We start from the raw sequence: 26050 nt of genomic DNA, 5'->3' as shown, positions 1-26050 counted from the left end.
TCGTTACGTCATATTATTGACAGTTGTGCCCGGTTCATGACGAACGCTGTTGGGTGCCCCTTTCCCAATTGACAAAAGGATGTGTTTTCGATGCGACTCCTCGCTCTTCCAATGCTGCTTCTTCTGGCGCAACCGGCTGCGGGGGCCGACACCATCTATAAATGCATCAAAGACGATAAAGTGGTGTTTTCACAAAGCGCCTGCCCCACCGAATACAAACAGCGTCAGATGGAACTCGAGCTGGGTTTGACCCGCGAAATTGATTCTGAGCGCAGCGATCCGAACGATCCCTTAAGTGAGCTGATGAGTGGCCGCGCCATCACCAAAGAAAAGATGGTGCAGCTGATTGATGCCGAGATTTACCGCCTGACCCAGGAAAACAGCTACGTCGAGATCCTGCGTACCAGCGAGCGGCAAAAGCTTAACCGCAAGCGTTTTTGGCGGGGCGAGCCGGAAGACGATCCGGTCTTTATCAAAGAAGTGGCCGATATGGACAAGCGCTTTGATGACATCAAAGACAACAACCAAAAGACCATTGAACTGCTGAAGGCGCGCCGCGTTCAGGTGGCTGACGTCGACACTGCGACCACCAATCCCTGATACGTCGCTGCAAAACTGTTTCTACAAAGCTGCGCTGCAAAGCTGGCTCTAAAATTCCAGCTCTACACTACTGCCGCTACAAAACTGCCACTCAATAAATGGCATCACTCTTAAAAGTGCGGGGCACAGGCTCTGGCAAGCACCCCGCATCAATCAGCTTCTAAGCCCAATGCCTCGGGAAATCAGGTAGTAGGCCAGATACCAAAGTCCGGCGCAAAAGCCCAACATCACCCCAAACGACAGCCACAGACTCAAATCCGCCGTGCCCAAAAAGCCGTAGCGGAACAGGTTTATCATGTACACCACAGGGTTAAGGGTCGAGACAGCGCGCCAGAAGTCCGGTAGCAGAGACAGCGAATAGAACACCCCGCCAAGGTAGGTAAGCGGCGTCAGCACAAAGGTCGGAATGATGCTGATATCATCAAAACTCTTGGCAAACACCGCGTTGATTAGGCCGCCAAGGGCAAAGAGCACCGAAGTCATAAACACGGTCACCGCCACCAGCCCCAGGTGCTGCACGCTCAGGTCGACGAAAAACAGCGCCACCAAAGTCACGATAACGCCAACACACAGGCCACGCGCCACACCGCCGCCCACGTAGCCGGCAATCATCACATAATGGGGCACGGGCGCGACGATAAGCTCTTCAAGGTTGCGCTGAAACTTGGCGCTGAAAAAGCTTGAGGCCACGTTGGAGTAGGAGTTGGTGATAACCGACATCATGATAAGACCGGGTGCGATAAACTCCATGTAGCTTACGCCGCCCATCTCGCCGATACGGCTGCCCACCAGATTGCCAAAAATCAGGAAATACAGTGTCATGGTGATGGCAGGCGGCACCAGGGTTTGCACCCAAATACGGGTGAAACGGGTGATTTCCTTGATAAGAATGCTTTTGAATGCGGTCAGGTACAGCGCCTTCATGATACGGCTTTCTCCTGTTGCTGCTGACTTGAGAGCTTGGTTTTGGCGCCTTCCACCAGCGCGACAAACAACTCTTCGAGACGGTTGGCCTTATTGCGCATCGACAGCACCTCGATGCCCTGCGCCGTCAACTGGGCAAACAGCTGATTGAGGCTATGCTCCTTGGCGATATCCACCTCAAGGCTGTGGGCATCGGTGACACGGCACTGAATACCTTCAAGGGCCGGCGCCGACTGCAATTCCTGACGGATATCCAGCACAAAGGTTTCCATATTCAGCTTGGAGAGCAGCTTTTTCATGCTGGTGCATTCCACCAGCTCACCCTTGTCGATGATGCCGATATTGCGGCACAGCATCTCCGCTTCTTCCAGATAATGGGTGGTGAGTATGATGGTCACGCCCTGACGGTTAAGCTCGGTCAAAAAGCTCCACATGGAGCGGCGAAGCTCGATATCCACCCCGGCGGTGGGCTCATCGAGGATAAGGAGTTTGGGCTCATGCATCAGCGCCCTGGCAATCATCAGCCGGCGCTTCATGCCGCCTGAGAGCTGGCGTGACGGGCTGTTACGCTTTTCCCACAAATCCAGTGCTTTGAGGTACTTCTCGGCGCGCTCCAGCGCCACCGGGCGGCTTACACCATAGTAACCGGCCTGATTAACCACAATCTGCAGCACGGTTTCAAACTGGTTGAAGTTAAATTCCTGCGGCACCAAACCAATGCAGAGCTTGGCCGCTTCAAGGTCAGTATCAAGGTCGTGGCCGAACACACTGACCTTGCCGGCGCTCTTGTGCACCAGTGAGCTGATAATGCCGATGGTGGTCGATTTGCCCGCCCCATTGGGGCCAAGCAGGGCAAAAAAGTCGCCCTGGGCAACCTTAAGGCTGATGCCTTTTACCGCTTCCACTCCACCCTTGTAGGTCTTTTTAAGGCCCGAGATGGTGAGCGCATCTGGCGTGTCTGTCATCTTTCCCCCAAACAAACAAAAACCAATTGATATCAAACAAAAACGGGGGCCAAGCCCCCGAAATTGAACACAGTCGCCATTACTCCAGCGGAATAACCTTGGCGATGTAAGGCAGGTTGCGATACTGCTCGGCGTAGTCGATACCGTAGCCAACGATAAATTCGTCAGGAATGGTAAAGCCGACAAAATCCACATGCACGTTCACTTCACGGCGCTCAGGCTTATCGAGCAGCGTACAGAGCGCCAGGCTCTTTGGCTCGCGCACCAGCAGCAGCTCACGCACCTTGGAGAGGGTGTTACCCGAGTCAATCAGATCTTCCACAATCAGCACGTCGCGGCCGGCGATATCAGACTGCACGTCCTTGAGGATTTTCACGTCACGGGAGCTGGACATGGCATTGCCGTAGCTCGAAACGCACATAAAGTCGATTTCCACATGCCCTTTGATACGGCGGCACAGGTCGGCCATAAACACCGCCGATCCCTTCAGCAGCCCCACCATCAGCAGGCGCTCGCTGTGCTGGTAATGGGCGTTGATACGATCAGCCAGTTCGTTCAGCTTTTGGTCAATCTCGGCAACCGAGATCATCTCTTCGATGGTGTGTTTCATATTACTCTCAATTATCAGAAGCTTGTGTGGCAGCTTCGCCACCATAACCCCAGCGCTTGGTCAGGCTGTGGGCTACGCCCAAATGGTCAAGAATTCGTGCGACGAGGAAGTCTACCAGATCCTGTACTGATTTGGGATTGTGGTAGAAGCCGGGTGCCGCAGGCATCACCACTGCGCCAAGTTGGGTGAGCTTAAGCATGTGCTCAAGGTGAATGGCGTTAAAGGGTGTTTCCCTTGGCACCAGAATCAACTGGCCGCGCTCTTTGAGCATCACATCGGCGGCGCGCTCAAGCAGATTATTGCTCATGCCGGTAGCAACTGCTGCCAAGGTGCCGGTGGAGCAAGGGCAAATCACCATCTGTTTTGGCGCGGCTGAGCCTGACGCCGGCGGCGAAAACCACTCATCCTTGCCAAGCACAATCAGCTCACCGGCGCGGCAGTCGATAAAGTCGCGGATTTGCGCCTCGGCCTTGGCGCCATCGGCCGAGAGTTTCAGCCCCTCTTCGGTGGCAAACACCACCCGGGCGGCGCTGGAAACCATCAAAAACACCCGATAATCCGCCTCGAGCAGGCATTTAAGCAAGGTCAGGCCATAAGGCGCGCCAGAGGCGCCGGTCCAGGCCAGGCTGATACTGCGCGCTTTGGGGGTGAGGCTCACTGTCATAGTGCCTGGTTTACCTTATCGTGGGCCTCGGCGATGGCGGTCTTGAGCTTGCCATGAATGCCGCCAAAGCCGCCGTTACTCATCACCACCAGATGATCGCCACTCTTAAGCTGTGACGCCACCTTGGCGACCAGAGTATCAATATCATAGTCCACATCCACCGGCAGCGGCGCGTTGGCCATGGCATCGCGGATATCCCAGCCGATATTGTCGGCCTGATACAGGTAAGCGGCATCGGCAAGCGCCATCGACAGCCCAAGGGTGTCTTTATGCACGCCACGTTTCATGGTGTTGGAGCGTGGCTCCAGCACCACAAAAATACGCGCATTGCCGACTTTGGCGCGCAGCCCTTTAAGGGTGGTTTCGATGGCGGTGGGGTGATGGGCAAAATCATCGTACAGACTCACACCTGCCACTTCACCAAGGAGCTCCAACCTGCGCTTAGGCGGTGCAAAACTCTTGAGTGCATCGATGGCGGCCTTAGGCTTTACGCCCACATGGCGCGCGGCGGCAATCGCCATCACCGCATTTTCCATGTTGTGGTTACCGATAAGCTGCCAGTCGAGCACACCCTGCGATTCACCAGCAAAATGCACTTCAAACTCATGACCATCGGCGCTGAGCGGCTTCACCGACCAATCGGCACCAGACTGATGACTGAAGGTTTCCTGCTCGCTCCACAGGCCCTTGTCGAGCACCTCGGCCACGGCCTTACTGTCTTTGGGCCAAATCACCTTGCCGGACGCAGGCACGGTACGCACCACGTGGCTGAACTGGCGCTGGATATCTGCCAGAGTGTCAAAGATATCGGCATGGTCAAACTCGAGGTTATTGATCACCAGCGTGCGCGGCTGATAGTGGACAAACTTGGAGCGCTTGTCGAAAAAGGCGCTGTCGTACTCATCGGCCTCAACCACAAAAAACGGTGAGTTACCCAGACGCGCCGACACGCCAAAGTTTTGCGGCACGCCGCCAATCAAAAAGCCCGGCTCATAGCCGCAGGATTCCAAAATCCACGCCAGCATGCTCGAGGTCGAAGTCTTGCCGTGAGTACCTGACACAGCAAGCACCCAGCGGCCCGGTAGAATATGGTCGTGCAGGAACTGCGGCCCGGAGGTATAGGCCATGCCCTTTTCAAGCACAGCTTCGACGCAGGGATTACCGCGGCTCATGGCATTGCCAATCACCACCAGATCCGGCCCGCAATCGAGCTGCGAGGGGTCAAAGCCCTGAATAAGTTCAATCCCCTGCTGTTCAAGCTGGGTGCTCATCGGCGGATAAACGTTGGCATCCGAACCTGTGACCTTGTGTCCCATGGCGCGCGCCAACAGCGCCAGACCACCCATGAAAGTGCCGCAAATCCCAAGAATATGTACGTGCATAGGCTCCTGCCGAACCGGGTACCATAGAGCCAACGAAACCGCAAAACCCCTGTACCGCAAAAAGAAGTGAAAAAATCGACTGCCATTGTACCGCCCTGTCCCGGCAAAGGCGAGCCGACAGCCGATATGGCAACTCAGTCTTTCGACTAAAAAATTCTTGTTCCCCCCATGGCTCAAATTGTGCGCCCCAGCTAGAATGCTTGCCGATTTTATCCCCAACCCAATCCTTTATTCAGGAACCATTCAACCATGTTTGCTTTCTCGCCCCGTCGCTGGGCTTTGGCACTGGTGTGCCTGCTCTCCCTGCAGGCCTGTGTCGCTCCGCTGTTGATGTTGTCGCCCCAGAGCCAGTTGCTGTGGGCTTTGCTCAAACCCCTGGTTGGTCTTGACCCCAATCAGGTTAACCTGCTCGAACAGCCGATGATCAAAAGCCGCCTCGAGCCCATGCTGGGCGAGCACTACGGCACAGCGGTAAAAATGCTGCAAACCGCCAACGAGCTGCAACAGGAAGGCCCGCTGTTCTATATGGTGTCGCGCTACACGCCTGTACCCGAAATGGCTGAAAAAGCAGGCTTTGTGTGGAACAGTGAGACTAACCAGATGGCGGTAATGCTGATTCAGGGCGATGTGACTCAGGTATTTGCCGAGCCGCTGCAGCAGGCCGTGAAAGACAAGGTTGGCGAAGTGGCCCCAAGCTGGCCAGCCGAACTGGTTGACTACGCAAGCCCGGAGCGCCTGCAGCAAAAAGCCATCGAAAAGGCTACCAATGCTGTGACTGACACTGTAACTCAGGGCGTCAATCAGGGCGTGACCCAAGGCATCGACAAAGCCATGGGCGACAGCGCCCCGGCCGGCGTCAAACAGGCGCTCACCAATCAGGTGACCAGCGACGCCAATAAAGAAATAAACAAGGCAACAGGCACAGTCAAATAAGCCTGACTACAGCGCTTATCCAACGCCCAAAGGGCAGGCCCAGCCTGCCCTTTTTGCTGCTGGCAGCAAGAGTAAGCAGCCAATCTAAAAATGATCGGAGCTTTGCCGCGCTCTTCGGCAACCAAGAACATTCAGTACGTGATGGAGTGAAATCTTGCAGGCAATGCCGCCTCATACCCCAGCAGTAGCTACCATTCAGCACAGTGATTGGTGCTTTTGGCAAAGCCGCCGAGCGGTGACGGCCCTGAGCGTAGCGGCGCTACGTGATGGGACAGAGTGACCAAGACAATGACGTCAGCTACGAGAGCAGGCATCGGATTTAAACGTCATCAATGGGAAGCGAAACATCCTGCAAGCTGATCTCGCGACTGACAAAGCCGTCGAGTCAATATGGCCCTGAGCGTAGCAGCGCTACGTGATGGGACAGAGTGACGAAGACAATGACGTCAGCCGCGAGAGCAGGCAGCAGGATCAGAAGTCAAAGCCGGGCTGGGCTTTTATACCTGCCTCAAACGCATGCCTCACACACTCAATCTCACTCACGGTATCGGCAAGCTCAAGTAGCTGGCGGTGGCAATTACGGCCAGTGACTATCACATGCTGCATCGGCGGGCGATTTTTAAAGGCCTCGAGCACCCGCTCGAGATCAAGATAGTGGTAACTCAGCATATAGGTGAGTTCATCGAGCAAAATAAGGTCAATGCTTTCATCTTTAAGCCAAATCTCGGCCTGCGCCCAGGCCTTCTCGGCGGCTTTGGTGTCGGTGTCGCGGTTTTGGGTTTCCCAGGTAAAGCCGGTGGCCATGACTTCAAAGGGCACGCCTGCGCCTTCAAGCAGCTTACGCTCACCGCAGTCCCAGTTGCCCTTAATAAATTGCACCACGGCGGCACGTTTACCGTGGCCCACGGCGCGGGCAACAGTGCCGAAACCGGCGGTGGTTTTGCCCTTGCCGTTACCGGTGATCACCATCAGCACGCCCCTCTCTATGTTGGCGGCGGCCACCTTGGCGTCTACGGCCTCTTTCACCTTTTGCTGACGGGCCTTATGGCGCTCGTCGCTGCGGGAGTCAGACATTGTTCTTCCTTCACACTTGCTATTGTTGTTTATAAAAACAGAGATTTGAGTTTATCCATATCCAGATGCGCCTCCAGCGTGTCGGCAAGGCGATTAAGCTGCCGCTCGCGGTGCTCATCCAGCGATACAGCCTTGCCCTCACCCCGGTACCCCGCCCAGCCAAGCACGGCATCGAGCGCCTCGGGGGTATCGAATATGCCGTGCAGATAGGTGCCGAATACCTGATAATCGTCGCTGATGCAGCCTGCATCGGCGCTGGCACCCCGTTCATCGAGCAGCCACAGCGGCCGCTTAAGCTTGCCAAGCACAGAGGTTCGGCCGCAGTGAATTTCATAGCCTTTTACCGCCACCGCCTCGCTGCCAAGGGTCAGCTCACCTGTGACATTGGCCAGCACCTTGGCCGGTTTAAGCTCTGTTATCACCGGCAAAAGCTCAAGCCCTTCACTTGAGCCCACGCCCTCCTCGATGCCGAGCGGGTCGTCAATCTCAAGCCCGAGCATCTGATAGCCGCCGCAAATCCCCATCAGCTTGCCGCCGTAGCGCAAGTGGCGGGCAATGGCCTTATCAAAGCCCTTATCCTTGAGCGTGGCCAGATCTGCCCGTACGTTTTTACTGCCGGGTAAGATCAACAAGTCTGCGCCAATCAGCACATCATCGGCCGCGTTTTGAATGTCGATGTAATCAAAGTCGATATCGGGGTGCAGGCGGATGGGGTCAAAATCAGTGTGATTACTGGTGCGGGGATACACCAGCACCCGCACCCGAAAGCGAGGCTTACTGCTGCTCTGGCGCGCATAGGGCACCAGCGCGTCTTCGGCGTCCAGCAGCAGATTATGCAGATAGGGCACCACGCCGAGCACCGGCTTGCCTGTATGGGCTTCAAGCCAATCGAGCCCCGGCTTAAGCAGGCTCAAATCGCCGCGAAAACGGTTGATAACAAAGCCCTTAATCCGCGCCTGCTCCGACTCGGACAGGAGCGCAAGCGTACCAACGAGCTGGGCAAACACGCCGCCTTTGTCGATATCGGCCACCAGGATCACCGGGCAGTCCACCGCCTCGGCAAAACCCATGTTGGCAATATCGTTCTCCCGCAGGTTAATTTCGGCCGGACTGCCGGCGCCCTCCACCAAAAGACACTGATATTGTTTGCTAAGGCGCGCGTGGGACTCGAGCACCGCCTGCATCGCCAGCGCCTTGTAATTTTTACCGGCGGGGCCAAAAAACTCGCTCGCTTCCAGCGCCGTCATGGCCTTGCCATGCACTATTACCTGGGCGCGTGTATCTGAGCCGGGTTTGAGCAAAATCGGATTGAAATCTGTATGGGGTTTAAGGCCACAGGCAATGGCCTGCAGCGCCTGAGCGCGGCCGATTTCGCCGCCATCTTCAGTCACGGCGCTGTTGAGCGCCATATTTTGCGGTTTAAAGGGGGCAACGGCAAAGCCGCTGCGGGCAAGCACACGGCAAAGCCCTGCGACCAGGGTGGTTTTGCCGGCATCGGATGCTGTGCCCTGGATCATGAGCGTAGCGCAGGCCATGGGTGACTCCCATTTTAGTTTTTGAGGTGTAACGGCAAGCCCGCCACCACCAGGGTGACTTTGTCGGCGCGCTCGGCCAGCGCCTGATTGAGCCGCCCCGCCGCATCCACAAACTGGCGGCTGAGCTCCCCAAGCGGCACTATGCCCGAACCTACCTCATTGCTGATAAGGATAAGCTGCCCCTGAAATCCTGCCACTGCCGCAAGCAGGGCATCGCAACAAGGCGTGAGCTGCTCAGGCTGCCTGACCAGACACTGAGTCAGCCACAGGGTTAGGCAATCTACCAGCACCGGCTTATCCGAGCCTGAAAGCGAATTGAGGAGAGTAGGTAAATCGTATGATTCTTCAATCAGTTGCCAGTTAAAACCCGATTGAAGACGACCGGCGCGATGATGCGCGATGCGCGCTGCCATCTCCGCATCACCGGCGATGGCAGTGGCAATATAGATGCCGCTCGATGCCTGACTCTGGACCCAGTGTTCACCGAAGCGGCTCTTGCCGCTGCGGGCACCACCGAGGACCAAATGGATCAAGACTGGCTCCACAGAAGCAGCAGCGCCAGATAGACGCAAAGCTCAAGGATTTGCTGACAGGCACCGAGGGTATCGCCGGTGTAGCCGCCAATCTGACGATATTGCCAGCGGGCCAGCAGGGTGCGGGCCACAAACAAGACGCCAAGGATCACCACAGTCGCGGTCACGCCGGTAAACAGCAAACAGATAACCGCCGCGCTGATGGTCAAAAACAGCACCTCGTCCCAGTGCATCGACTGTGCCAGCGGCTTGGCCTTGCTGTCTTCGTCTTCACGCACATAGTCGTGGTTAAAAATGATGCTGGCGGCAAAGGCGCGGCTTAAGGTGTGGCCAAGAATAAGGCCGCCGACCACGCTGGAGACAGAGTAAAGCGCAAGCTCACTAAGCAGTTGGAATTTCAGCAGCAGCGCCAGCACCAGTGCCAGCGAGCCGTAAGAGCCGACACGGCTGTCTTTCATGATTTCCAGCTTGCGCTCACGCTCAAAAGCGCCGCCAAAACCGTCGGCGGTATCGGCCAGACCATCTTCATGGAAGCCGCCGGTGAGCACCACGGAGCCAATCATGGCCAGCACCACGGCCACCGAGGCAGGAAACACAAACTGCGCGAGGAAAAACACCAGCGCCGACAACAGGCCAACCAGGGTACCGACCAGACCGAAGTAACGGCTGGCTCGATTCAGTCGCTCCGGACTGTTGTCGAGCCGCACAGGCACAGGAATACGGGTAAAGAAAGTGAGCGCCAACAAAAACAGCTCCAGTTCACGCTTGAACGTCGACATACCAGCCCTCAAACCTAAGAAACTACCGGCTCCACACCGGCATCATCAAAACTTGCCATTTCACGATAAAAACCACAGGCCGCCTTGATAAGCGGCAGCGCCAGCGCGGCGCCCGAACCTTCACCAAGGCGCATCCCGAGGTCAAGCAGAGGCTCAACGCCGAGATGCTCGAGCATCATACCATGGGCACGCTCGCCTGAGCGGTGTGCAAAGATAAGATATTCCTTTGTTTCAGGATACATTTTTACAGCACAAAGCGCTGCAGCTGTGGCAATAAATCCGTCCACCATCACAGGAATGCCGATTTCGGCAGCGCCAAGTATGGCACCGGTCATCTGCACAATTTCAAAGCCGCCCACACAGGCAAGCACAGATTTGGCGTCGCCAAGCTCGCTCATGTGCAGCACCAGCGCCTGCTCCACCAGCATCTGCTTGCGCTTGAGGGTTGCAGCATCCACACCCGTGCCGCGCCCAACGCAGTCCTTGGCCTCAATATCAAGCAGCGCCGCCATAATCGCTGCTGCGCTTGAGGTGTTGCCAATGCCCATTTCCCCAAGGCCAATCAAATTGCTGCCAAGACTATGATGGGCTCGCACCCGCGCGCGGCCGAATTCGAGCCCCTGCTCCACTTGCCCCAAGGTCATGGCGGCGCGTTTATGGATAGGGCCGGTACCGGCACCGAGGCGGCAGTTGGTCACGTTAAGGGAAGGGTCCGGCGGCGTGAGAATACCGGCATCGATGATTTCAAGTGTCCAGCCAAGCTCGCGGCAAAACACATTGATAGCAGCGCCACCGGCGGCAAAGTTGGCCACCATCTGCGCTGTCACTTCCGGCGGCGCAATGGACACGCCGGCATCGGCGATACCATGGTCGGCGGCAAACACCAGCATGGCCGGGCGCGCAACAGTGGGCTCATCCCCGAGCATACGCACCAATTGCAGCGCCAGGCTTTCGAGCTTGCCTAGGGCGCCAACCGGCTTGGTTTTAAGATCTATCCGCCGCTGGATGTTTTGGTCGCAAGACTTATCCAACGCTTTGATTTGAAACATAACCCGTCCTTATCTATCCCTGCGGCCAAACAGCAGCACCAGAAAAAAGCCACTGCCAAGCACGGCGGTTATCACCCCAACCGGCAACTCCTGCGAGGGCAACAGCGCCCGGGCCAGCACATCCACCCACACCATCAAGAGGCCGCCGAGCATGGCCACTATCATAAGCGACTGGCGCGCAGGAAACATCAGTCGAACTATGTGTGGGATCATTAATCCGACAAATCCTATACCGCCGCAGCTTGCCACCAGCACCGCCGTCATCAGTGAGCACATCAATAAACTGATGATGCGAAGCCTGGCGACCGGCACCCCAAGGGAATGGGCAGTTTCATCTCCGGCCGACATCGCCAGCAGCTCGCGCCGGTTTATCAGCAAAAACAGCACAAACAGCCCAAACACCAGCCAGGGCACCATCAGGGTATCCCAGGCGGCGCGGGCAAAGCTGCCAAGGCTCCAGAAAAGCAGCGAGGCCGTGACCTGCGGGCTTGAAAAATACAGCACCAGGCTGCCGAGGGCAGAGAATAAAAACGAGGTCGCGACGCCGGAAAGCAGCATTCGCTCGACCTGGCTTTGCAGCCCAAAACCACTGAGCGCCAGCACCAAAAGCACAGACACAGACGCGCCAACAAAGGCGCCTGTGGGCAAGGTCAGCACCGAAAGCCAGCTGTCAGACGCCGCCATACCCGCCGCGGCAGCGGCGCTGCTTGCCCCTACACCCGCCGTCAGGCTCAGCACCACAATTGCGCCCAGCGAAGCGCCGGCACTTATCCCAAAAAGATAAGGATCGGCCAGCGGATTACGGGTCACCAGTTGCAGCGCCCAGCCCGACAGCGCAAGCCCTGCGCCGCAAACAAAGGCGAGTAAAATCCGCGGCAGCCGAAGCTCAAGCAGAATACGGCTGTCAAGGTAAGCCACATCCGCTGGCAGCGGCGCGCCAAGGGCGTGCAGATACACAGAAAATGCCTGGCGAAAACCTATGTCGGCCGCGCCAAACATGCCGGCAAACACCATCGACAGAATGCAGGCTGCCATCAGCAGCAGCGTGAGCACGCCCTGGGCCTCAACGGGTCTGAGCAAGGCTGAAAAGGCTCTCATGGATGCTCCGACGTGCCGTTGTAGCCGTAAAAATAGTGAATAAGCGGATTGCCGTGCTGGGGATGGGCCTCAACGGTGCAGCACACGCCAAACACCTCCCCAAGCAGACGCTCGCTCAGCACCTCAGATGGCTTTCCCTTGGCGACCAAACGGCCACGGTCCAGCAGAAGCAGCTCGTCACACAGGGCGCTGGCAAGGTTTAAATCATGGATGGTACACACCACAAACACATCGAGCCGCTTTAGAAGCTCCAGCACCTCGATTTGAAACCGCACATCCAGATGACTGGTTGGCTCATCGAGAATAAGGATTTTGGGCTGCTGCACCAGCGCGCGGGCAATCAGTGCGCGCTGCTTTTCGCCGCCGGAGAGTTTGCCAAACGGCCTTTGGTTATAACCCTCCAGCCCCACTTCACCCAGCGCGGTATTGATGCGGCGCATGTCGTCGGCGTTGTTGCCGCTAAGCCAGCCCTTGTGGGGAATAAGCCCCATGGCGACCACGGCTTCGCAGCTTAACTCAAACAGCGGCGGCAATTCCTGCGGCACCACAGCCACCAGCCGGGCAAACTCGCGGCGGGAAAACATCGCCAGCGGCCGGCCATTCATCAGGATTTCGCCGCAGGTTGGGCGGATAAAGCGGTACAGGCAGCGCAGCAACGAGGATTTGCCCGCACCATTGGGGCCAATTACGCCATACATGCCCCGTCCGGCAAGGTGAAAACTGACCCTGTCCAGCAAGGGCTGGCCGTTCACCTGCCAGCACAGGTCGCTGACGCTGATGGAGGTATTCAAGGCTGGCACTCCAAACGCTTATCCCGTGGGCAAGGCGTGGGCGTGCGAAAGATAAAAGGCATAAGACTCCTCCGGATAACCCGTCCGGACACTGTAATTGGACCGAGGGCAAAGGCAGGTATCCTGACTCGAAGGCTTAATCCACCAAGCACTTCACACAGTTGCGGGCACAGTCCGGGCTCGGCCAAGCGGCATTCCCGGTTCCCCTTTTACGTCGGCGCTTACCAGGCGCAGACACCTTTGCTGATGTTTTGTTCCGGAATTACACCGGTTTAGCGCCAATTATCCAACCTTCAGGCCGGAAGCGCCATATTTTGCCAGACAAGTTGTCCCTGCCAGCCATCACCGCTTCGATACCAGCGGCTGCCAACGCAGGCGCCGTAGGGAATATCGAGCCGGTTATAAAAGCCACTTTGACGCCTGGCGCCAAGGATATAAGCCATCAGGGCGCGGATAACGCCGCCGTGGGTTACAACCCAGATGCGCTCACCCGGCTTATGCTCATTAAGTAAAGTGTTAAGCGCCTTCTCAACCCGCGCTTCAAACGCGGCCATGGTTTCGCCGTTTGGCGGCGAGATTTCCCAGGGATTTTGCCACCAGGCTTCAAGCGGCGCCTCTTGCCAAAGCTCGGCAAGGCTTCTGCCGTCCCAATCACCAAAATCCATCTCGGCAAAGCCGTTATCCACGCTAAGGGGGCAGCCAGCCTGATTGGCGAGAGCCTGGCCAAGCACAAGACAGCGGCTTAAGGGCGAGCTGACGATTGCGCTTGGTTTCGCGCTGGCGTTCGCGCTGGTTTTCTCGCTGGCGTTTGCGCTGGGATTTGCAAGAGCGGCTGCGTACCTCACTATGGCATCGAGCGATGTCAGGTCGGGAGCACTGTCGGTTCTGCCCCGCAGCACGCCGCCGTCCAGGCATTCGCCATGGCGCCAAAACACTATTTCACAGGACTCCATAGTCTCTCCTGCTGCCGATAATCGCCTCTGCAGGGCAAGCTGCACAGGGCGGGATGAAGCTGGCGTTTGATTAGGCTTTCGCTAAGGCTTTTGCACAGGCGTTAGCTCAGGCTTTCGGCTTGCCCTTGGGGGCGAATTTCGCGTATTATGGACGTCTATACGTATAAATGTCCAAACCAATTTTATGTGCCATTGTTACCGCTTTTTTTCATCTCACTGCGGTGCCGATTGCAGCTGACAGGCACCGGGCCTAAGCTAGGGCTTCACGCCGCAAATCGCTCGACAACGCGCCATGGGTGGTAATAAGGCAGGCCAGAATCTGCCCCGGACATAACTTCTTCGTACTTTGCAGGTGTTTTTATGGCAACTCCAGTGTTAACTCCCAAGGCCCGCGATCTGGCCCTCTCCCGTCAGCAGCGACTGAATGCGGATCTCGCCAAGCGTATTCTTATCCTCGATGGCGCCATGGGCACCATGATCCAGGGCCACAAACTGGAAGAAGAACACTATCGCGGCAGCCGCTTCGCCAACTGGCACTGCGACGTAAAAGGCAATAACGACCTGTTGGTGCTCACCCAACCTGAGATAATCAAGGGCATTCACCGCGAGTATCTGCTGGCCGGTGCCGACATTATCGAAACCAACACCTTTAACGCCACCACGGTTGCCATGGCCGACTATGAGATGCAGTCGCTCTCGGCGGAGATTAACCTCGTTGGTGCCCGCATCGCCCGTGAAGTAGCCGATGAAGTGGAAGCCCAAACCGGCATCCCCCGCTATGTGGCCGGGGTACTTGGCCCGACAAACCGTACCTGCTCCATCAGCCCGGATGTGAATGACCCGGGCTTTCGTAATATCCACTTCGATGATTTGGTGGCCGCCTACCGCGAGTCCACCGCTGCCCTGATTGAAGGCGGCGCCGATATCATCATGGTGGAAACCATTTTCGATACCCTCAACGCCAAGGCGGCGCTGTTTGCCATCGAATCGATTTTTGATGAAGTCGGCCTGCGCCTGCCGGTGATGATCTCCGGCACCATTACCGATGCGTCCGGCCGCACCCTGACCGGCCAGACCACCGAAGCCTTCTACAATTCGCTGCGCCATATCAAACCCATCAGCATGGGCCTTAACTGTGCGCTGGGGCCAAAAGAGCTGCGCCCTTATGTGGAAGAACTTTCCCGCATCAGCGAATGTTATGTGTCGGCGCACCCCAACGCGGGTCTGCCGAACGAGTTCGGCGGCTACGATGAAACGCCCAAGGAAATGGCCGACATCATAGTGCAGTGGGCCATCGAAGGCATGCTCAACATAGTCGGCGGCTGCTGTGGTACTACCCCGGATCATATCCGCGTTATCCGCGAAGCCGTTGAAAAACACGCCCCGCGCAAGTTGCCGGATATTCCGGTGGCCTGCCGTCTCGCGGGGCTTGAACCGCTTACCATCAGCGCCGACAGTCTCTTTGTAAACGTAGGTGAGCGTACCAACGTCACAGGCTCGGCCAAGTTTTTGAAGCTGATTAAAGAAGGCAAATACGAGACCGCGCTGGATGTGGCCCGCGAGCAGGTTGAAAGCGGCGCCCAAATCATCGATATCAACATGGATGAGGGCATGCTGGACGGCGTGGAGGTGATGACCACCTTCCTCAATCTGGTCGCCTCCGAGCCTGAAATCAGCAAGGTGCCCATCATGATTGACTCCTCCAAGTGGGAAGTCATCGAGGCGGGCCTTAAGTGCGTGCAGGGCAAGTGCATCGTAAACTCCATCTCCCTTAAAGAAGGCGAAGAGAAGTTTATCGAGCAGGCCACTTTGGTGAAGCGCTACGGCGCCGCCGCCATCATCATGGCCTTCGATGAAACCGGCCAGGCCGACACCCGTGCCCGCAAGATTGAAATCTGTACCCGCGCCTATCGGATTCTGGTCGATAAAGTGGGCTTCCCGCCGGAAGATATCATCTTCGACCCCAATATTTTTGCCGTGGCCACCGGCATCGAAGAGCACGACAACTACGCAGTCGACTTTATCGAGGCGGTGCGCGACATCAAGGCCACCCTGCCCCATGCGATGATTTCCGGCGGCGTGTCCAACGTGTCCTTCTCGTTCCGTGGCAACAACCCGGTGCGCGAGGCCATCCACGCCGTGTTCCTCTACCATGCCATTAAAGAAGGCATGGACATGGGCATTGTGAACGCCGGGCAGCTGGCGATTTACGACGATATTCCCGCCGAGCTTAAAGAGCGGGTTGAAGCCGTGGTGCTTAACCTGCCCTGCCCGGTAGCCGACTCAAGCAACACAGAGCAACTCCTGGAAATCGCTGAGAAGTATCGCGGCGGCGCTGGCGGCAGTGCCGGTAAAAAAGAAGATTTGGAATGGCGCAGCCTGCCGGTGAACAAGCGCCTTGAACATGCGCTGGTAAAAGGCATTACCGAATTTATCGACGCCGACACCGAAGAAGCCCGTCAGCAGGCCACCCGTCCGCTGGATGTGATTGAAGGCCCGCTGATGGACGGCATGAACGTGGTGGGCGATCTCTTTGGCGAGGGCAAGATGTTCCTGCCCCAGGTGGTTAAATCCGCCCGTGTGATGAAAAAAGCCGTGGCCTACTTAAACCCCTTTATCGAGGCCGAAAAGGTCGCCGGCCAAAGCAACGGCAAGGTGTTGATGGTCACGGTAAAAGGCGACGTGCACGACATCGGCAAGAACATTGTCGGTGTGGTGCTCGCCTGTAACGGCTACGAAGTGATTGACTTAGGCGTGATGGTGCCGGTGGAGAAAATCGTCGAAGTCGCCAAAAAAGAGAATGTCGATATCATCGGCATGTCGGGGCTGATCACCCCAAGCCTCGATGAAATGGTGCACAACGTGAAAACCTTCGAGCGCGAAGGGCTCACAATTCCCGCCATCATCGGCGGCGCCACCTGCTCGAAAATCCATACCGCGGTCAAGATTGCGCCCCACTACCCACATGGCGCTATTTATATTCCGGATGCGTCCCGCGCCGTGCCCATGGTGAGCAAGCTCATCAACGATGAGACCCGCGATGCCACCATCCAGGCCACCTACGATGAATACCATGTGATGCGCGAAAAGCGCCTGTCACAGGCCAAGCGCAAGGAAATTGTCTCCATCGAGGCGGCGCGGGAAAACCGCTGCCAGCTCGACTGGGCCAACTACCAGCCAAAGGTGCCGAGCAAGCTCGGTATTCAGGTGTTTGAAGACTACCCGCTGGATGATTTGGTCGACCGCATCGACTGGACGCCGTTTTTCCGCGCCTGGGAACTGCACGGCCACTTCCCGCGCATTCTCGACGATGAAGTGGTTGGCGAAGAGGCCCGTAAGCTGTACGCCGACGCCAAAGCCATGCTGCAAACCATCATCGATGAAAAGTGGCTCACCGCCAAAGGGGTGATTGGCCTGTTCCCGGCCAATACCGTAAATCACGATGATATCGAGCTTTACACCGACGAGAGCCGCAGCGAAGTGCTGATGACCACCCATCACCTGCGGATGCAAATCGAGCGGGTGGGTAACGATAACTTCTGTCTGTCGGACTTTGTTGCCCCCAAAGACAGCGGTGTGGCCGACTACACCGGCGGCTTTGCGGTGTGCGCAGGCCACGGCATCGATGCGCATCTGGCACGCTTTGAAGCCAACCACGACGACTACAACGCCATCATGCTCAAGGTACTGGCCGACCGTCTGGCCGAGGCCTTCGCCGAACGCATGCACGAGCGGGTACGTAAAGAATTCTGGGGTTATGCCGCCGACGAAAACCTCGACAACGAGGCGCTTATCCGCGAGAAATACCGCGGTATCCGCCCCGCCCCCGGCTACCCTGCCTGCCCGGATCACACCGAGAAGGGGCTCTTGTGGGATTTGCTCAAACCCAACGAGTGCATTGACCTCAATATCACCGAAAGCTTCGCCATGTACCCCACTGCTGCGGTATCAGGCTGGTACTTCGCCCACCCACAGGCGCGCTACTTTGGCGTGACCAACATCGGCAAGGATCAGGTAGAAGACTACGCCCGCCGTAAGGGGATGACGGTAGCAGAAGCGGAGAAGTGGTTAACACCAGTGCTCGACTATGACCCAGAATAAGTGATCCAGAGTGATCGAGAGCACTCTTTGAAAGTAAAAACAAAAGCCGCATTGAGCGGCTTTTTATTTTTTTGGGCCGAAGCCCAGAGCGCTGCTGCCAAATAAGTAGATTGCCAACCGGCTAAAAACTGGCCGCCAGCTCTGTTGAAACGAATCACCTGCGGTGCGCCCTTCGCATATCCCCATCCGTGACACGCTGCAAGTACATCCCTGTAAGCAGGGCGACAGCAAATTACATCCCTGTAAAAATGCCAGTTCGGTATCCCTACCTCTCGCTCGTAAGCCCATGGCGTTGCCATACTCGCCAAGCTGTCGGCGGTCACTACTGGGGATATGCCAGTGTTTGGTGCAACCTTCCACAACCGTGTTATGCCTCACCTGCTTTTTATTCTTTTAGCAAAGGCAATAACTTCTCGGCGAGCCAATCATAATAACGGTCCCCGCCATGGAAGTAATCCCGACTACCGTCTGAATAAACCAAAGTCGAAGCGTAAGACATTGGATCGCTTATCTCTTCATTAAAAATGCGTGCCGCGTGAAAAAACTCAACCCCCATCTGCTGCCAAACATATTCTATCGCATCCATGTAAGCCATCACTAATGGTGCCATTTCTTTGGACTCTTCAAAGTATTGCCAGAATGGAGTGTCGGAAATCACCATGACCCTGAACCCAAACTCTTTCAAACGAAATACTATGGTCATTTGATCCCGCATATTTGCATTAAAGAACTCCACATAGTCTTCCATGCCAATTCGGTTCAACCTGTCTGGACGCTCAGCTTTCATCCACCGCACAAACATGGATACTGTCTGATGAGTTTGCAGTCCAATATTGGTCAATACCCAAGATTCCGACTGACGTTGAGCCGAGCATAGGCTGTCGAGGTTATTGACTATGCGTAGCCACAAACGCCGGGACTCTGCACTTTCAAGCGGCACCATGATGTCATTGTCCGTGGTCAAGGAAAACTTGTGTTGTGCGAATCCTGAACCGTTCATCACCATGCCACCACAGCAGGGCTGTCCAAGCCGCTCAAAAGACTTGGCCAACTTGCCAAAATGGCTATCGCCTATCAAAGTTAGCTGCGCACCCACCTCACTTGAGTGGGCCTTCTTAATAGCGTCTAGCATTTCATCATCACAGACAGCTTCAATGCTGCTTACTTCTGGTGTTCGCTTACCATTTAACGACTTGGCCCAATGCCGCATCACATAACTAACGCCTTTCTCAGATACTGTGCGCCGATTTTCCAGATAGCGAAAATCTTCCGGCAAGGGGGTAGTAATGAGTTCAAAAGAGGGAAAGTAGCTGACATCCTCCCGCTCTTGGCAGAATGCACCTGCAACAGCCCGCAGGACAGATTTGGAGTAGCTGTTGGCAACCAACACGTGAGCATCCGTGGCGGTAGCAGTCAAAGGAACGGGAGATACAGTCAGCACAAAACGTATCGACGGGTTTACAACTTTGATTTGCTTAAACAGCTCACTAAGATCAGAAAATATTTCCTGATAATTAAATACTTTCAGTTTGTATTTTTCAGAATCATACACACCCAATTTCACCCCTGGGCAACTTGGATAGCAAAGGCCTTTGCTATCGTTCCAGGTCTCAATCAGCCCAAGAGTAAAAATAAAACATTCACTTTGAGCCAGCTGAGCGCGGGTTTCCTCCATCACCAACACCCTGTACGCCAGTAACTCTTCCCGCGACTGATAGCCCGCTTCAGCTGCTCTTGGTAATAATAAGTCATAGTAACGGCCGGACTCCTCCTCAAAGTACACGCTGTGCTCCGATAATTCATCATCGGAACAAACAAACCACTGAAGTAAAGAACGGGGCGTGTAGATATTACCAAAGGCAAAGCTAGAAACTTCATCACGATTCAGCTGGCTTCTATTGTAAGAGTAGTTATTTTGCGTCAACCAATTACCTATATGCTGAGCAAAACAGGAACCTGCAGATGAAATCCGATGGTGAGACTCAATGTCGAACTTTGACGTGAGCATGTTGAAGTTATCAATTCCTGTATGAATGTTGGCAACAGCCGTTCGCCAAAAAATTTCATCACGGGAAGGATCATAGGGTAGTTCAAGTGCCATGGTCTAAACCTCCTTATCATAGTCAAACCATTCCGTTGGTTGGCCCCTTTGCCAAAAATTTGGCCATTGGGAGACACACTTTCGTTGATGCATAAACCAAGCCAAGGGACGAAAACCGCAGTTTTTTATCGCTTCTTGCTAAATAATTGGCTTATTGTTAACGCAAAAACAGAACTGGCAGCTCTTATTTTTGATGTGATTTAAGGCCTCAAAAGCGAGGACTGACTTGGACGATACGCTGGACGCAAGGCGCTTTAGCTCTCGAATAGTCATCTGATGCACGCCTTGCCTATAACTTTCCCTGCGCTTTTGATGATGACTGACTTAAATGATGTTGCTCTGACCAGATGTTTAAACCGAAAGGATGAGCTTGACCGTGCACAGTGCATAAAAGCTGGCGTCCCAAAAAAGGACAAGACAGGTATAACCCCCAACTAGAGCTTCTGCAGGCAGGCTATTTCCCCGGGCGGTTGAGTACCGCGAGTGCAATGCCGCCGAGGACGGCGGTGGAGCAGAGAATGAGTCTGAGGCTAAGTGGTTCGCCAAGCAGTAACAGGCCGCCAAATGCGGCTATGATGGGTACGCTGAGCTGCACGGTTGCAGCGGTTGTGGCTTCTATGCGCGGCAATACCGCATACCAGAGTGCGTAACCGAGCCCGGATGCGATAGCGCCTGAGCCAATGCCGTACAGCACGCCAATGGCGGAAACGCTGAAAATCTCTCCCCCGCCTCCCTGTCCTGCGATTTCTCCGTGAGAATCAATGCCCACGGCGGCTATCACCCCATACAGCAGCAATGCCAGGGGGACGCTGCGGACAAAGTTACCGGCAGTGGCGGAAAGTGGCGATGCAGCGCCGCGCCCGAGTAACGAATAAACTCCCCAGCAAACGCCTGCCAGCAGCATTAATAAGGCGCCGACGCTGTCGGGCGCTGCAACCCCCGGCAGTAAAAACCAGCCCAAGCCGAGCAGGGCCAGTAACATTCCAAACAGCTGCAACCGATTTGGCCGCTCACCTGACCAAAGGCCATAGCCAATCATGGTGGCCTGCACCGCCCCAAACAGCAGCAAGGCGCCGGTGGCCGCAGTGAGGCTGTGATAGGCAAATGAAAAGGCGGCTGCGTATCCCAGCAGCGCCAGCGCCGATCGCCAGTTGCCGGTAAGCCGCACCGGCCTCGGCTCTTGCTTCGGATCTGGCTTTGGTTCTGGCACCGGAGCGGTTCTTGATTGCAGAAAAGCAAGCATCATAAGTACCAGGGCGCCGCTCACCATCCGCACCAGGGTAAAGCTCGCGGCATCGATACTGCCGGACACCAGCGCCTCACGGCAAAGGAGCGAGTTGGCCGCAAAGGCAAGCATGGTCAGCGCCGTGAGCAGCCACAGCCGACTGTTATCCTGGGTTGATGCAATCTCTGGCTTTTTGTTCATTCGGCCTTTCTGCTGAAGTGGATTTACTGGTTATTGACGCTTTCACCTTTTGAAGATGACGACATCTGGCGATAAGCATAATGACAATGGCATCGGCCATGTCTTTGATGTTAGCCCGCTTCTGGCGGCAAATTCCTGGTGTAAGGAAATCAGCCCGCATTATTGCTACAATAGCCTCGCTCTGGGCCGACATGCCCAACCCGATTAAGCACATTGGCTGCTGACACAGGCTAAGCACACAGGTTTAGAGTCAGACCGGCCAAAAGCAGATATAATTCCGGGGCGAGTCGCAAGACGACACAGTAACAACCGATTCAGTTGAATCATTGCAGTAACCGCTATTTCCATAGCTTTCATCAGCCGTGCCAACGCCCGGTTAGCCACCACAGGACACAATCCTTGAGCAATTCAGATCTCCAGCCGTCACTGGCTTTCTCCACCCTTAAGCTTAAACCCGAACTGCTTGAGAACCTGTCCTCCATGGGCTACCACGAGATGACGCCCATTCAGGCCCAAAGTCTGCCGGCCATTCTGGCGGGTGAGGATGTGATTGGTCAGGGCAAAACCGGCTCAGGCAAAACCGCTGCCTTTGGGCTCGGGCTGCTGAACAAGCTGGATGTGAAGCGGTTTCGCATTCAAACCCTGGTACTGTGCCCAACCCGCGAGCTTGCCGATCAGGTCGCCCAGGAAATCCGCACCCTCGCCCGTGGCATCCACAACGTGAAGGTGCTTACCCTTTGCGGCGGCGTGCCCATGGGGCCGCAGGTGGGCTCACTTGAGCATGGCGCTCACATCATTGTGGGGACACCGGGTCGGATTGTGGACCATCTGGAGCGCGGCCGTCTGGATTTGAGCAACCTTAATATGCTGGTGCTCGATGAAGCCGACCGCATGCTGGAAATGGGCTTTCAGCCGCAGCTGGATGCGATTATTGCAAACGCGCCGCGCGAGCGCCAAACCCTGCTGTTCAGCGCGACTTTCCCCGAGCAAATTCAGTCTATTGCGCAGCAGGTTATGTATAAGCCTGTGATGGTGAAAGTGGCCGTTACCCACGAAAAAAGCACCATAGAGCAGCACTTCTACCATCTGGATGACGACAGCGCGCGGATGCAGGCACTGCATTTGCTGCTGCTTGAGCACAACCCCGAAAGCGCCGTGGTGTTTTGTAACACCAAACGCGAAACCCAAAAGGTGGCGGATGATTTGAGCGCCATGGGCTTTAGCGTGCTGGCACTGCACGGTGATTTGGAACAGCGCGACCGCGATGAAACCCTGCTGCAATTTGCCAACAAGAGCGCCAACGTACTGGTCGCCACCGACGTAGCCGCACGCGGTTTGGATATCGATGCCCTCGATGCGGTATTCAACTACCACGTGGCCCACGACACCGAAGTGCACATTCACCGCATTGGCCGCACCGGCCGTGCCGGCAGCAAGGGCGCGGCGTTCACCTTCTTTAACGACAAAGACGGCTACCGGATAGCGCTGCTGGAAGAGTATCTTGAGCGCGAAATCGAGAGCGAGCCGCTGCCATCATCGAGCCTCTTGGGTAAAACGCCCAAGGCGCCAACCATGATCACCCTGCAAATCGATGGCGGTAAAAAAGATAAGCTGCGCCCCGGCGATATTCTGGGCGCCCTCACCGGCGATAATGGCATCGAAGGCGCCGAGGTGGGTAAGATTTTAGTGACCGACTACCGCGCCTATGTGGCGGTTAACCGTAAGGTTGCCAAAAAGGCACTGGGTAAAATCACCTCCGGCCGCATCAAAGGCAAGTCGTACCGCGCCTGGCTGATGAAGTAAGGCCATAGATTTCAATAGAAAAAGTAAGGGCAGTTGAGGCTGCCTTTGTTGTTTTTAGCACTCGATTTTTGATACCAATCAAAAGCCGGTGAGCAGCCGTTTATTCAGTCGGTCCAAATCGGCGCTGCGGGCACGCAGGGTAATGCGGATCCCGGATTCATGATATTCCTCATCAATCACCTGCATCCGGCTGTGAATATCCCCCATCAGCGCGCTCGCCGCATAGGGAATGTTAAAACAGGCCGCGAGCATTTGATTTGCAATGGCATCGACTATCGCCTGATGCACCCGCGCCACATCGGCACTGTTTAAGGCGCTGATTTGCATCGCATCCGGGAATTCCTGCATCAGTTCAGCCCGAGCCTCATCGCTCAGGCAATCAACCTTGTTAAGTAGCAGCAGCTTATCCTTTCCACCCAGATGGATTTGGGTGAGCACCGCGCGCACCACCTCAAGCTGAGTGCGAAAATCCGCATCACTTGCATCCACCACATAAAGCAGCACGCTGGCATCCTTGGCTTCTTCGAGGGTGGAGTGAAATGCCGGCACCAAATCGTGGGGCAGCTTATTGATAAAGCCGACCGTGTCTGAGACTAAAATCCGCGGCTGGGTATGGGGCATCAGTGCCCGCACTGTGGTGTCCAGGGTGGCAAACAGCTTATTTTCCACCAGCACGTCGGAGCCGGTGAGCGAGCGCATCAGCGATGACTTGCCGGCGTTGGTGTAGCCCACCAAAGCGGCGGTCGGCGTATCCATGCGGCTGCTTTTTTGCTCCTGCATCACCTCCTGCACCTTTTTGAGGTCACGCCTTAGCTCCGCCTGTTTGTCGCGGATGGCACGGCGCTCAAGTTCCAGCGCGCTTTCGGCAACACTGCGCCCGCCGGTGCGCTGCCGGTCGCCCGCATGCTCGCGCCGCACCCTCGGGGTTAAATAGTTAAGCCGGGCCAGCTCCACCTGCAGCTTTGCCGTTTTGCTGCTGGCGTGGCGGCTGAAAATCTCAATGATGATGCCGGTGCGGTCAAACACCTTTACTCCCAGCTCATCTTCAAGATTACTGAGCTGCATCGGGCTTAAATCACAGTCGAACACCACCACATTGGCCTGCGGGTTGCGGCTTGATGTCAAAAAGGCTTCGAGTCCGGCTTCATCCACATTGGAGAGCGAGTCATCGGCCTCATCCAGCTCGCCGGTCATTCGCGCCAACTGCTCAAGCTTGCCACTGCCAAGCACCGACAGGCGCTTGGTCGACTGTTGCCGCTGGGTGTCGGTGGCGTGCACAGTAAAGCCAAGTGTGCTCACCAGCCGCGCAAGCTCGGCGAGCGAGCTCTCGACTTCCCTCGCGCTGATGCTTGGGGTGCGAATGGAAATCAGCAAGGCGCGGGTCGAAACAGGCTCAATCGCCTCGGGCTGATTGGGCTTGGCTGACTGCTTGAGCTTAGCCGACTGCTTGATTGCAGTCTGCTTGAGCTTTACTGACTGGTCTTTGGAGGAAGTGTGCTTATCTGGCATGGCGGCTCACGGCAAAAAGCCCTGACGGGGCGAGGTTTGGTGATAGCTGATGTTAATGGCAGTCTGGCATTAGCGCCGAGTCACAGCCTGGGATCACATCATAAAAACACGGCCTGCGCTTAGTCAGCGCTAAGGCCATTCTGGCGCCAGTTATACGCAAGAAACTGCCCCTTTGCCAGAGAGGCGGGTGAATTTAATCAAGCGTTGCTAATGCGTGCAGCGGTGCAGCATCTCTGCCCTTTGTTAAGCGCAAATGATGCCGGAAATTAACAGCGGCCGATGCCTTAGGCCAGGCCGCCTTGGCCGCTGACGAAGGCGGCTATTTATCCTGCTGCGCCAGTTTATCCTCAATGCGCTTCAGGCTTGCCATCAATTCCTGCTGCTCGTCATCGGTAAACAGGTGCTGGTCTTCCACCAGATGAATAATGATGTTGGCGACTATCATGGGGATCACCATAAAAATCCAGAAATGGCCGAACACCACACCCATGATGCGCCCTTCGGTGGTCATGGGGGTCAAATCGCCATAGCCAATGGTCAGCGCCGTCACCACCGCCCACCACAGGCCTTCGGTAAAGGTTTTTTGCTCCAGCAGGCTAAAGCCAACGGCGGCCAGCAACAAACTGAAAAGATAAATGGTCATTATCAGCCACAGCCGGTTGGCTATGTAGATAAGTGATTTTTTAAGCATAACAACTCCCTGTTTTCATTATCACTAAGCATGGCGCATGGTGCTCTTTGCGAGAGAGTCGGAGGGTAACATCATCGAAATGGCGAAAAAAGCCCATATTCAAACAAGTTACCATCTGCGCGTACAGGCCGGCACGCCCACAGCACCTGCGCCCCTGCATGCGCGCGTCAAGTCTGCTAGAATCGCGGTTTTATTGTTGTTCTCAAACCGGAGTAAAGAACCATGAATCCCATTATTGCCTTGCTGAAGGAGCACAACGTAAGCGATGAGCAGGTCAAAAACCTGTTCCATACCCTGACCGAAAATCCCTTGATGGCCATGGGCGTGCTGGGGCAACTGGGCATAGCGCCAGAAAAGTTGCAGGGCATGATGATGATGGTGATGCAAAATCCCGGACTGATTAAAGCCGCTGTGGAAGAACTTGGGCTGGATTTTGCCAAAGTGGAAGCCGCCAAAGCGAAACTGGCGCCCCAGAGCGGCGACGCAAACTAAGCTGCCCCGGCTGGAGTAACAGCCTGAGCCGCATTCG

22 protein-coding genes and 1 riboswitch are annotated in these 26050 nt (G+C 55.9%); of the genes, 5 read left to right on the top strand and 17 right to left on the bottom strand.

From position 1 onward, the window contains the following. Positions 1–90 precede the first annotated feature (90 nt). Entirely contained in the window at positions 91–600 is a 510-nt protein-coding gene (locus tag KJI95_RS07655; protein WP_214506590.1) for a DUF4124 domain-containing protein, read from the top strand. Between the two features lie 153 nt (positions 601–753). Here the strand turns inward: KJI95_RS07655 and KJI95_RS07650 are convergent, their stop codons facing one another. From KJI95_RS07650 to mpl, 5 genes are all read right to left on the bottom strand, one after another. Beyond that, positions 754–1524: an ABC transporter permease gene (locus KJI95_RS07650; RefSeq protein ID WP_214506589.1), complete on the bottom strand. Its 771-nt coding sequence runs from the start codon at positions 1522–1524 to the stop codon at positions 754–756. Further along, positions 1521–2489, bottom strand: coding sequence for an ABC transporter ATP-binding protein (locus KJI95_RS07645; protein WP_214506588.1), 969 nt, complete (start codon positions 2487–2489; stop codon positions 1521–1523). The genes KJI95_RS07650 and KJI95_RS07645 overlap by 4 nt, the downstream gene beginning before the upstream one ends. Positions 2490–2568: 79 nt before the next feature. Continuing rightward, positions 2569–3099 (bottom strand): hypoxanthine phosphoribosyltransferase, encoded by a 531-nt coding sequence (gene hpt / locus KJI95_RS07640; RefSeq protein ID WP_214506587.1) that lies wholly within the window; start codon positions 3097–3099, stop codon positions 2569–2571. Between the two features lie 7 nt (positions 3100–3106). Continuing rightward, on the bottom strand, positions 3107–3763 hold the full coding sequence (locus KJI95_RS07635) for a flavin prenyltransferase UbiX (RefSeq protein WP_214506586.1): 657 nt from the start codon (positions 3761–3763) through the stop codon (positions 3107–3109). Continuing rightward, positions 3760–5145, bottom strand: a complete 1386-nt coding sequence (mpl, locus tag KJI95_RS07630; protein WP_214506585.1) for a UDP-N-acetylmuramate:L-alanyl-gamma-D-glutamyl-meso-diaminopimelate ligase — start codon at positions 5143–5145, stop codon at positions 3760–3762. The genes KJI95_RS07635 and mpl overlap by 4 nt, the downstream gene beginning before the upstream one ends. Before the next feature lie 249 nt (positions 5146–5394). On the opposite strand from mpl, the gene KJI95_RS07625 reads away from it, so the two are divergent. Then, positions 5395–6078: a hypothetical protein gene (locus KJI95_RS07625; protein ID WP_214506584.1), complete on the top strand. Its 684-nt coding sequence runs from the start codon at positions 5395–5397 to the stop codon at positions 6076–6078. Between the two features lie 471 nt (positions 6079–6549). Here the strand turns inward: KJI95_RS07625 and cobO are convergent, their stop codons facing one another. From cobO to KJI95_RS07585, 8 genes are all read right to left on the bottom strand, one after another. Further along, positions 6550–7152, bottom strand: a complete 603-nt coding sequence (gene cobO / locus KJI95_RS07620) for a cob(I)yrinic acid a,c-diamide adenosyltransferase (protein WP_214506583.1) — start codon at positions 7150–7152, stop codon at positions 6550–6552. Between the two features lie 29 nt (positions 7153–7181). Next, positions 7182–8687, bottom strand: a complete 1506-nt coding sequence (locus KJI95_RS07615) for a cobyric acid synthase (RefSeq protein WP_214506582.1) — start codon at positions 8685–8687, stop codon at positions 7182–7184. Between the two features lie 14 nt (positions 8688–8701). Continuing rightward, positions 8702–9220, bottom strand: coding sequence for a bifunctional adenosylcobinamide kinase/adenosylcobinamide-phosphate guanylyltransferase (gene cobU / locus KJI95_RS07610; protein ID WP_214506581.1), 519 nt, complete (start codon positions 9218–9220; stop codon positions 8702–8704). Continuing rightward, positions 9217–9999: an adenosylcobinamide-GDP ribazoletransferase gene (locus KJI95_RS07605; protein ID WP_214506580.1), complete on the bottom strand. Its 783-nt coding sequence runs from the start codon at positions 9997–9999 to the stop codon at positions 9217–9219. Before KJI95_RS07605 ends, cobU begins: the two co-directional genes overlap by 4 nt. 14 nt (positions 10000–10013) lie before the next feature. Next, complete coding sequence (gene cobT, locus KJI95_RS07600) at positions 10014–11048, bottom strand: nicotinate-nucleotide--dimethylbenzimidazole phosphoribosyltransferase (protein WP_214506579.1); 1035 nt, start codon at positions 11046–11048, stop codon at positions 10014–10016. Positions 11049–11057: 9 nt separating this feature from the next. After that, positions 11058–12146, bottom strand: coding sequence for a FecCD family ABC transporter permease (locus KJI95_RS07595; protein ID WP_214506578.1), 1089 nt, complete (start codon positions 12144–12146; stop codon positions 11058–11060). Then, positions 12143–12937 carry an ABC transporter ATP-binding protein gene (locus KJI95_RS07590; protein WP_214506577.1) on the bottom strand — a complete coding sequence of 265 codons (795 nt, stop codon included), beginning with the start codon at positions 12935–12937 and terminating at the stop codon, positions 12143–12145. The genes KJI95_RS07595 and KJI95_RS07590 overlap by 4 nt, the downstream gene beginning before the upstream one ends. Before the next feature lie 96 nt (positions 12938–13033). Continuing rightward, positions 13034–13194, bottom strand: a riboswitch (cobalamin riboswitch). A gap of 36 nt (positions 13195–13230) precedes the next feature. Next, on the bottom strand, positions 13231–13890 hold the full coding sequence (locus KJI95_RS07585; RefSeq protein WP_214506576.1) for a histidine phosphatase family protein: 660 nt from the start codon (positions 13888–13890) through the stop codon (positions 13231–13233). A 360-nt stretch (positions 13891–14250) separates the two neighbouring features. Here KJI95_RS07585 and metH point away from each other — a divergent pair, with 360 nt between their 5' ends. Further along, complete coding sequence (gene metH, locus KJI95_RS07580; RefSeq protein ID WP_284730690.1) at positions 14251–17991, top strand: methionine synthase; 3741 nt, start codon at positions 14251–14253, stop codon at positions 17989–17991. A 385-nt stretch (positions 17992–18376) separates the two neighbouring features. Here the strand turns inward: metH and KJI95_RS07575 are convergent, their stop codons facing one another. Both KJI95_RS07575 and KJI95_RS07570 read right to left on the bottom strand, forming a co-directional pair. Continuing rightward, complete coding sequence (locus KJI95_RS07575; RefSeq protein WP_214506575.1) at positions 18377–20092, bottom strand: GSCFA domain-containing protein; 1716 nt, start codon at positions 20090–20092, stop codon at positions 18377–18379. Between the two features lie 454 nt (positions 20093–20546). Then, entirely contained in the window at positions 20547–21518 is a 972-nt protein-coding gene (locus tag KJI95_RS07570) for a DMT family transporter (protein ID WP_214506574.1), read from the bottom strand. A 399-nt stretch (positions 21519–21917) separates the two neighbouring features. On the opposite strand from KJI95_RS07570, the gene dbpA reads away from it, so the two are divergent. Beyond that, complete coding sequence (gene dbpA / locus KJI95_RS07565) at positions 21918–23321, top strand: ATP-dependent RNA helicase DbpA (protein ID WP_214506573.1); 1404 nt, start codon at positions 21918–21920, stop codon at positions 23319–23321. A 78-nt stretch (positions 23322–23399) separates the two neighbouring features. Here the strand turns inward: dbpA and hflX are convergent, their stop codons facing one another. Continuing rightward, a complete protein-coding gene (gene hflX, locus KJI95_RS07560) occupies positions 23400–24830 on the bottom strand; it encodes a GTPase HflX (protein ID WP_214506572.1) in 1431 nt (476 codons plus the stop codon). 319 nt (positions 24831–25149) lie between these two features. Further along, positions 25150–25521, bottom strand: coding sequence for a potassium channel family protein (locus tag KJI95_RS07555; protein WP_214506571.1), 372 nt, complete (start codon positions 25519–25521; stop codon positions 25150–25152). Positions 25522–25743: 222 nt separating this feature from the next. Here KJI95_RS07555 and KJI95_RS07550 point away from each other — a divergent pair, with 222 nt between their 5' ends. Continuing rightward, positions 25744–26013 (top strand): DUF2999 family protein, encoded by a 270-nt coding sequence (locus KJI95_RS07550; RefSeq protein WP_214506570.1) that lies wholly within the window; start codon positions 25744–25746, stop codon positions 26011–26013. Positions 26014–26050: the final 37 nt, after the last annotated feature.

Origin of the sequence: Shewanella jiangmenensis (assembly GCF_018596335.1) — a bacterium.
In the GTDB taxonomy this organism is placed as follows: Bacteria; Pseudomonadota; Gammaproteobacteria; order Enterobacterales; family Shewanellaceae; genus Shewanella; species Shewanella jiangmenensis.
This window is presented reverse-complemented; position numbering and strand designations above follow the sequence as displayed.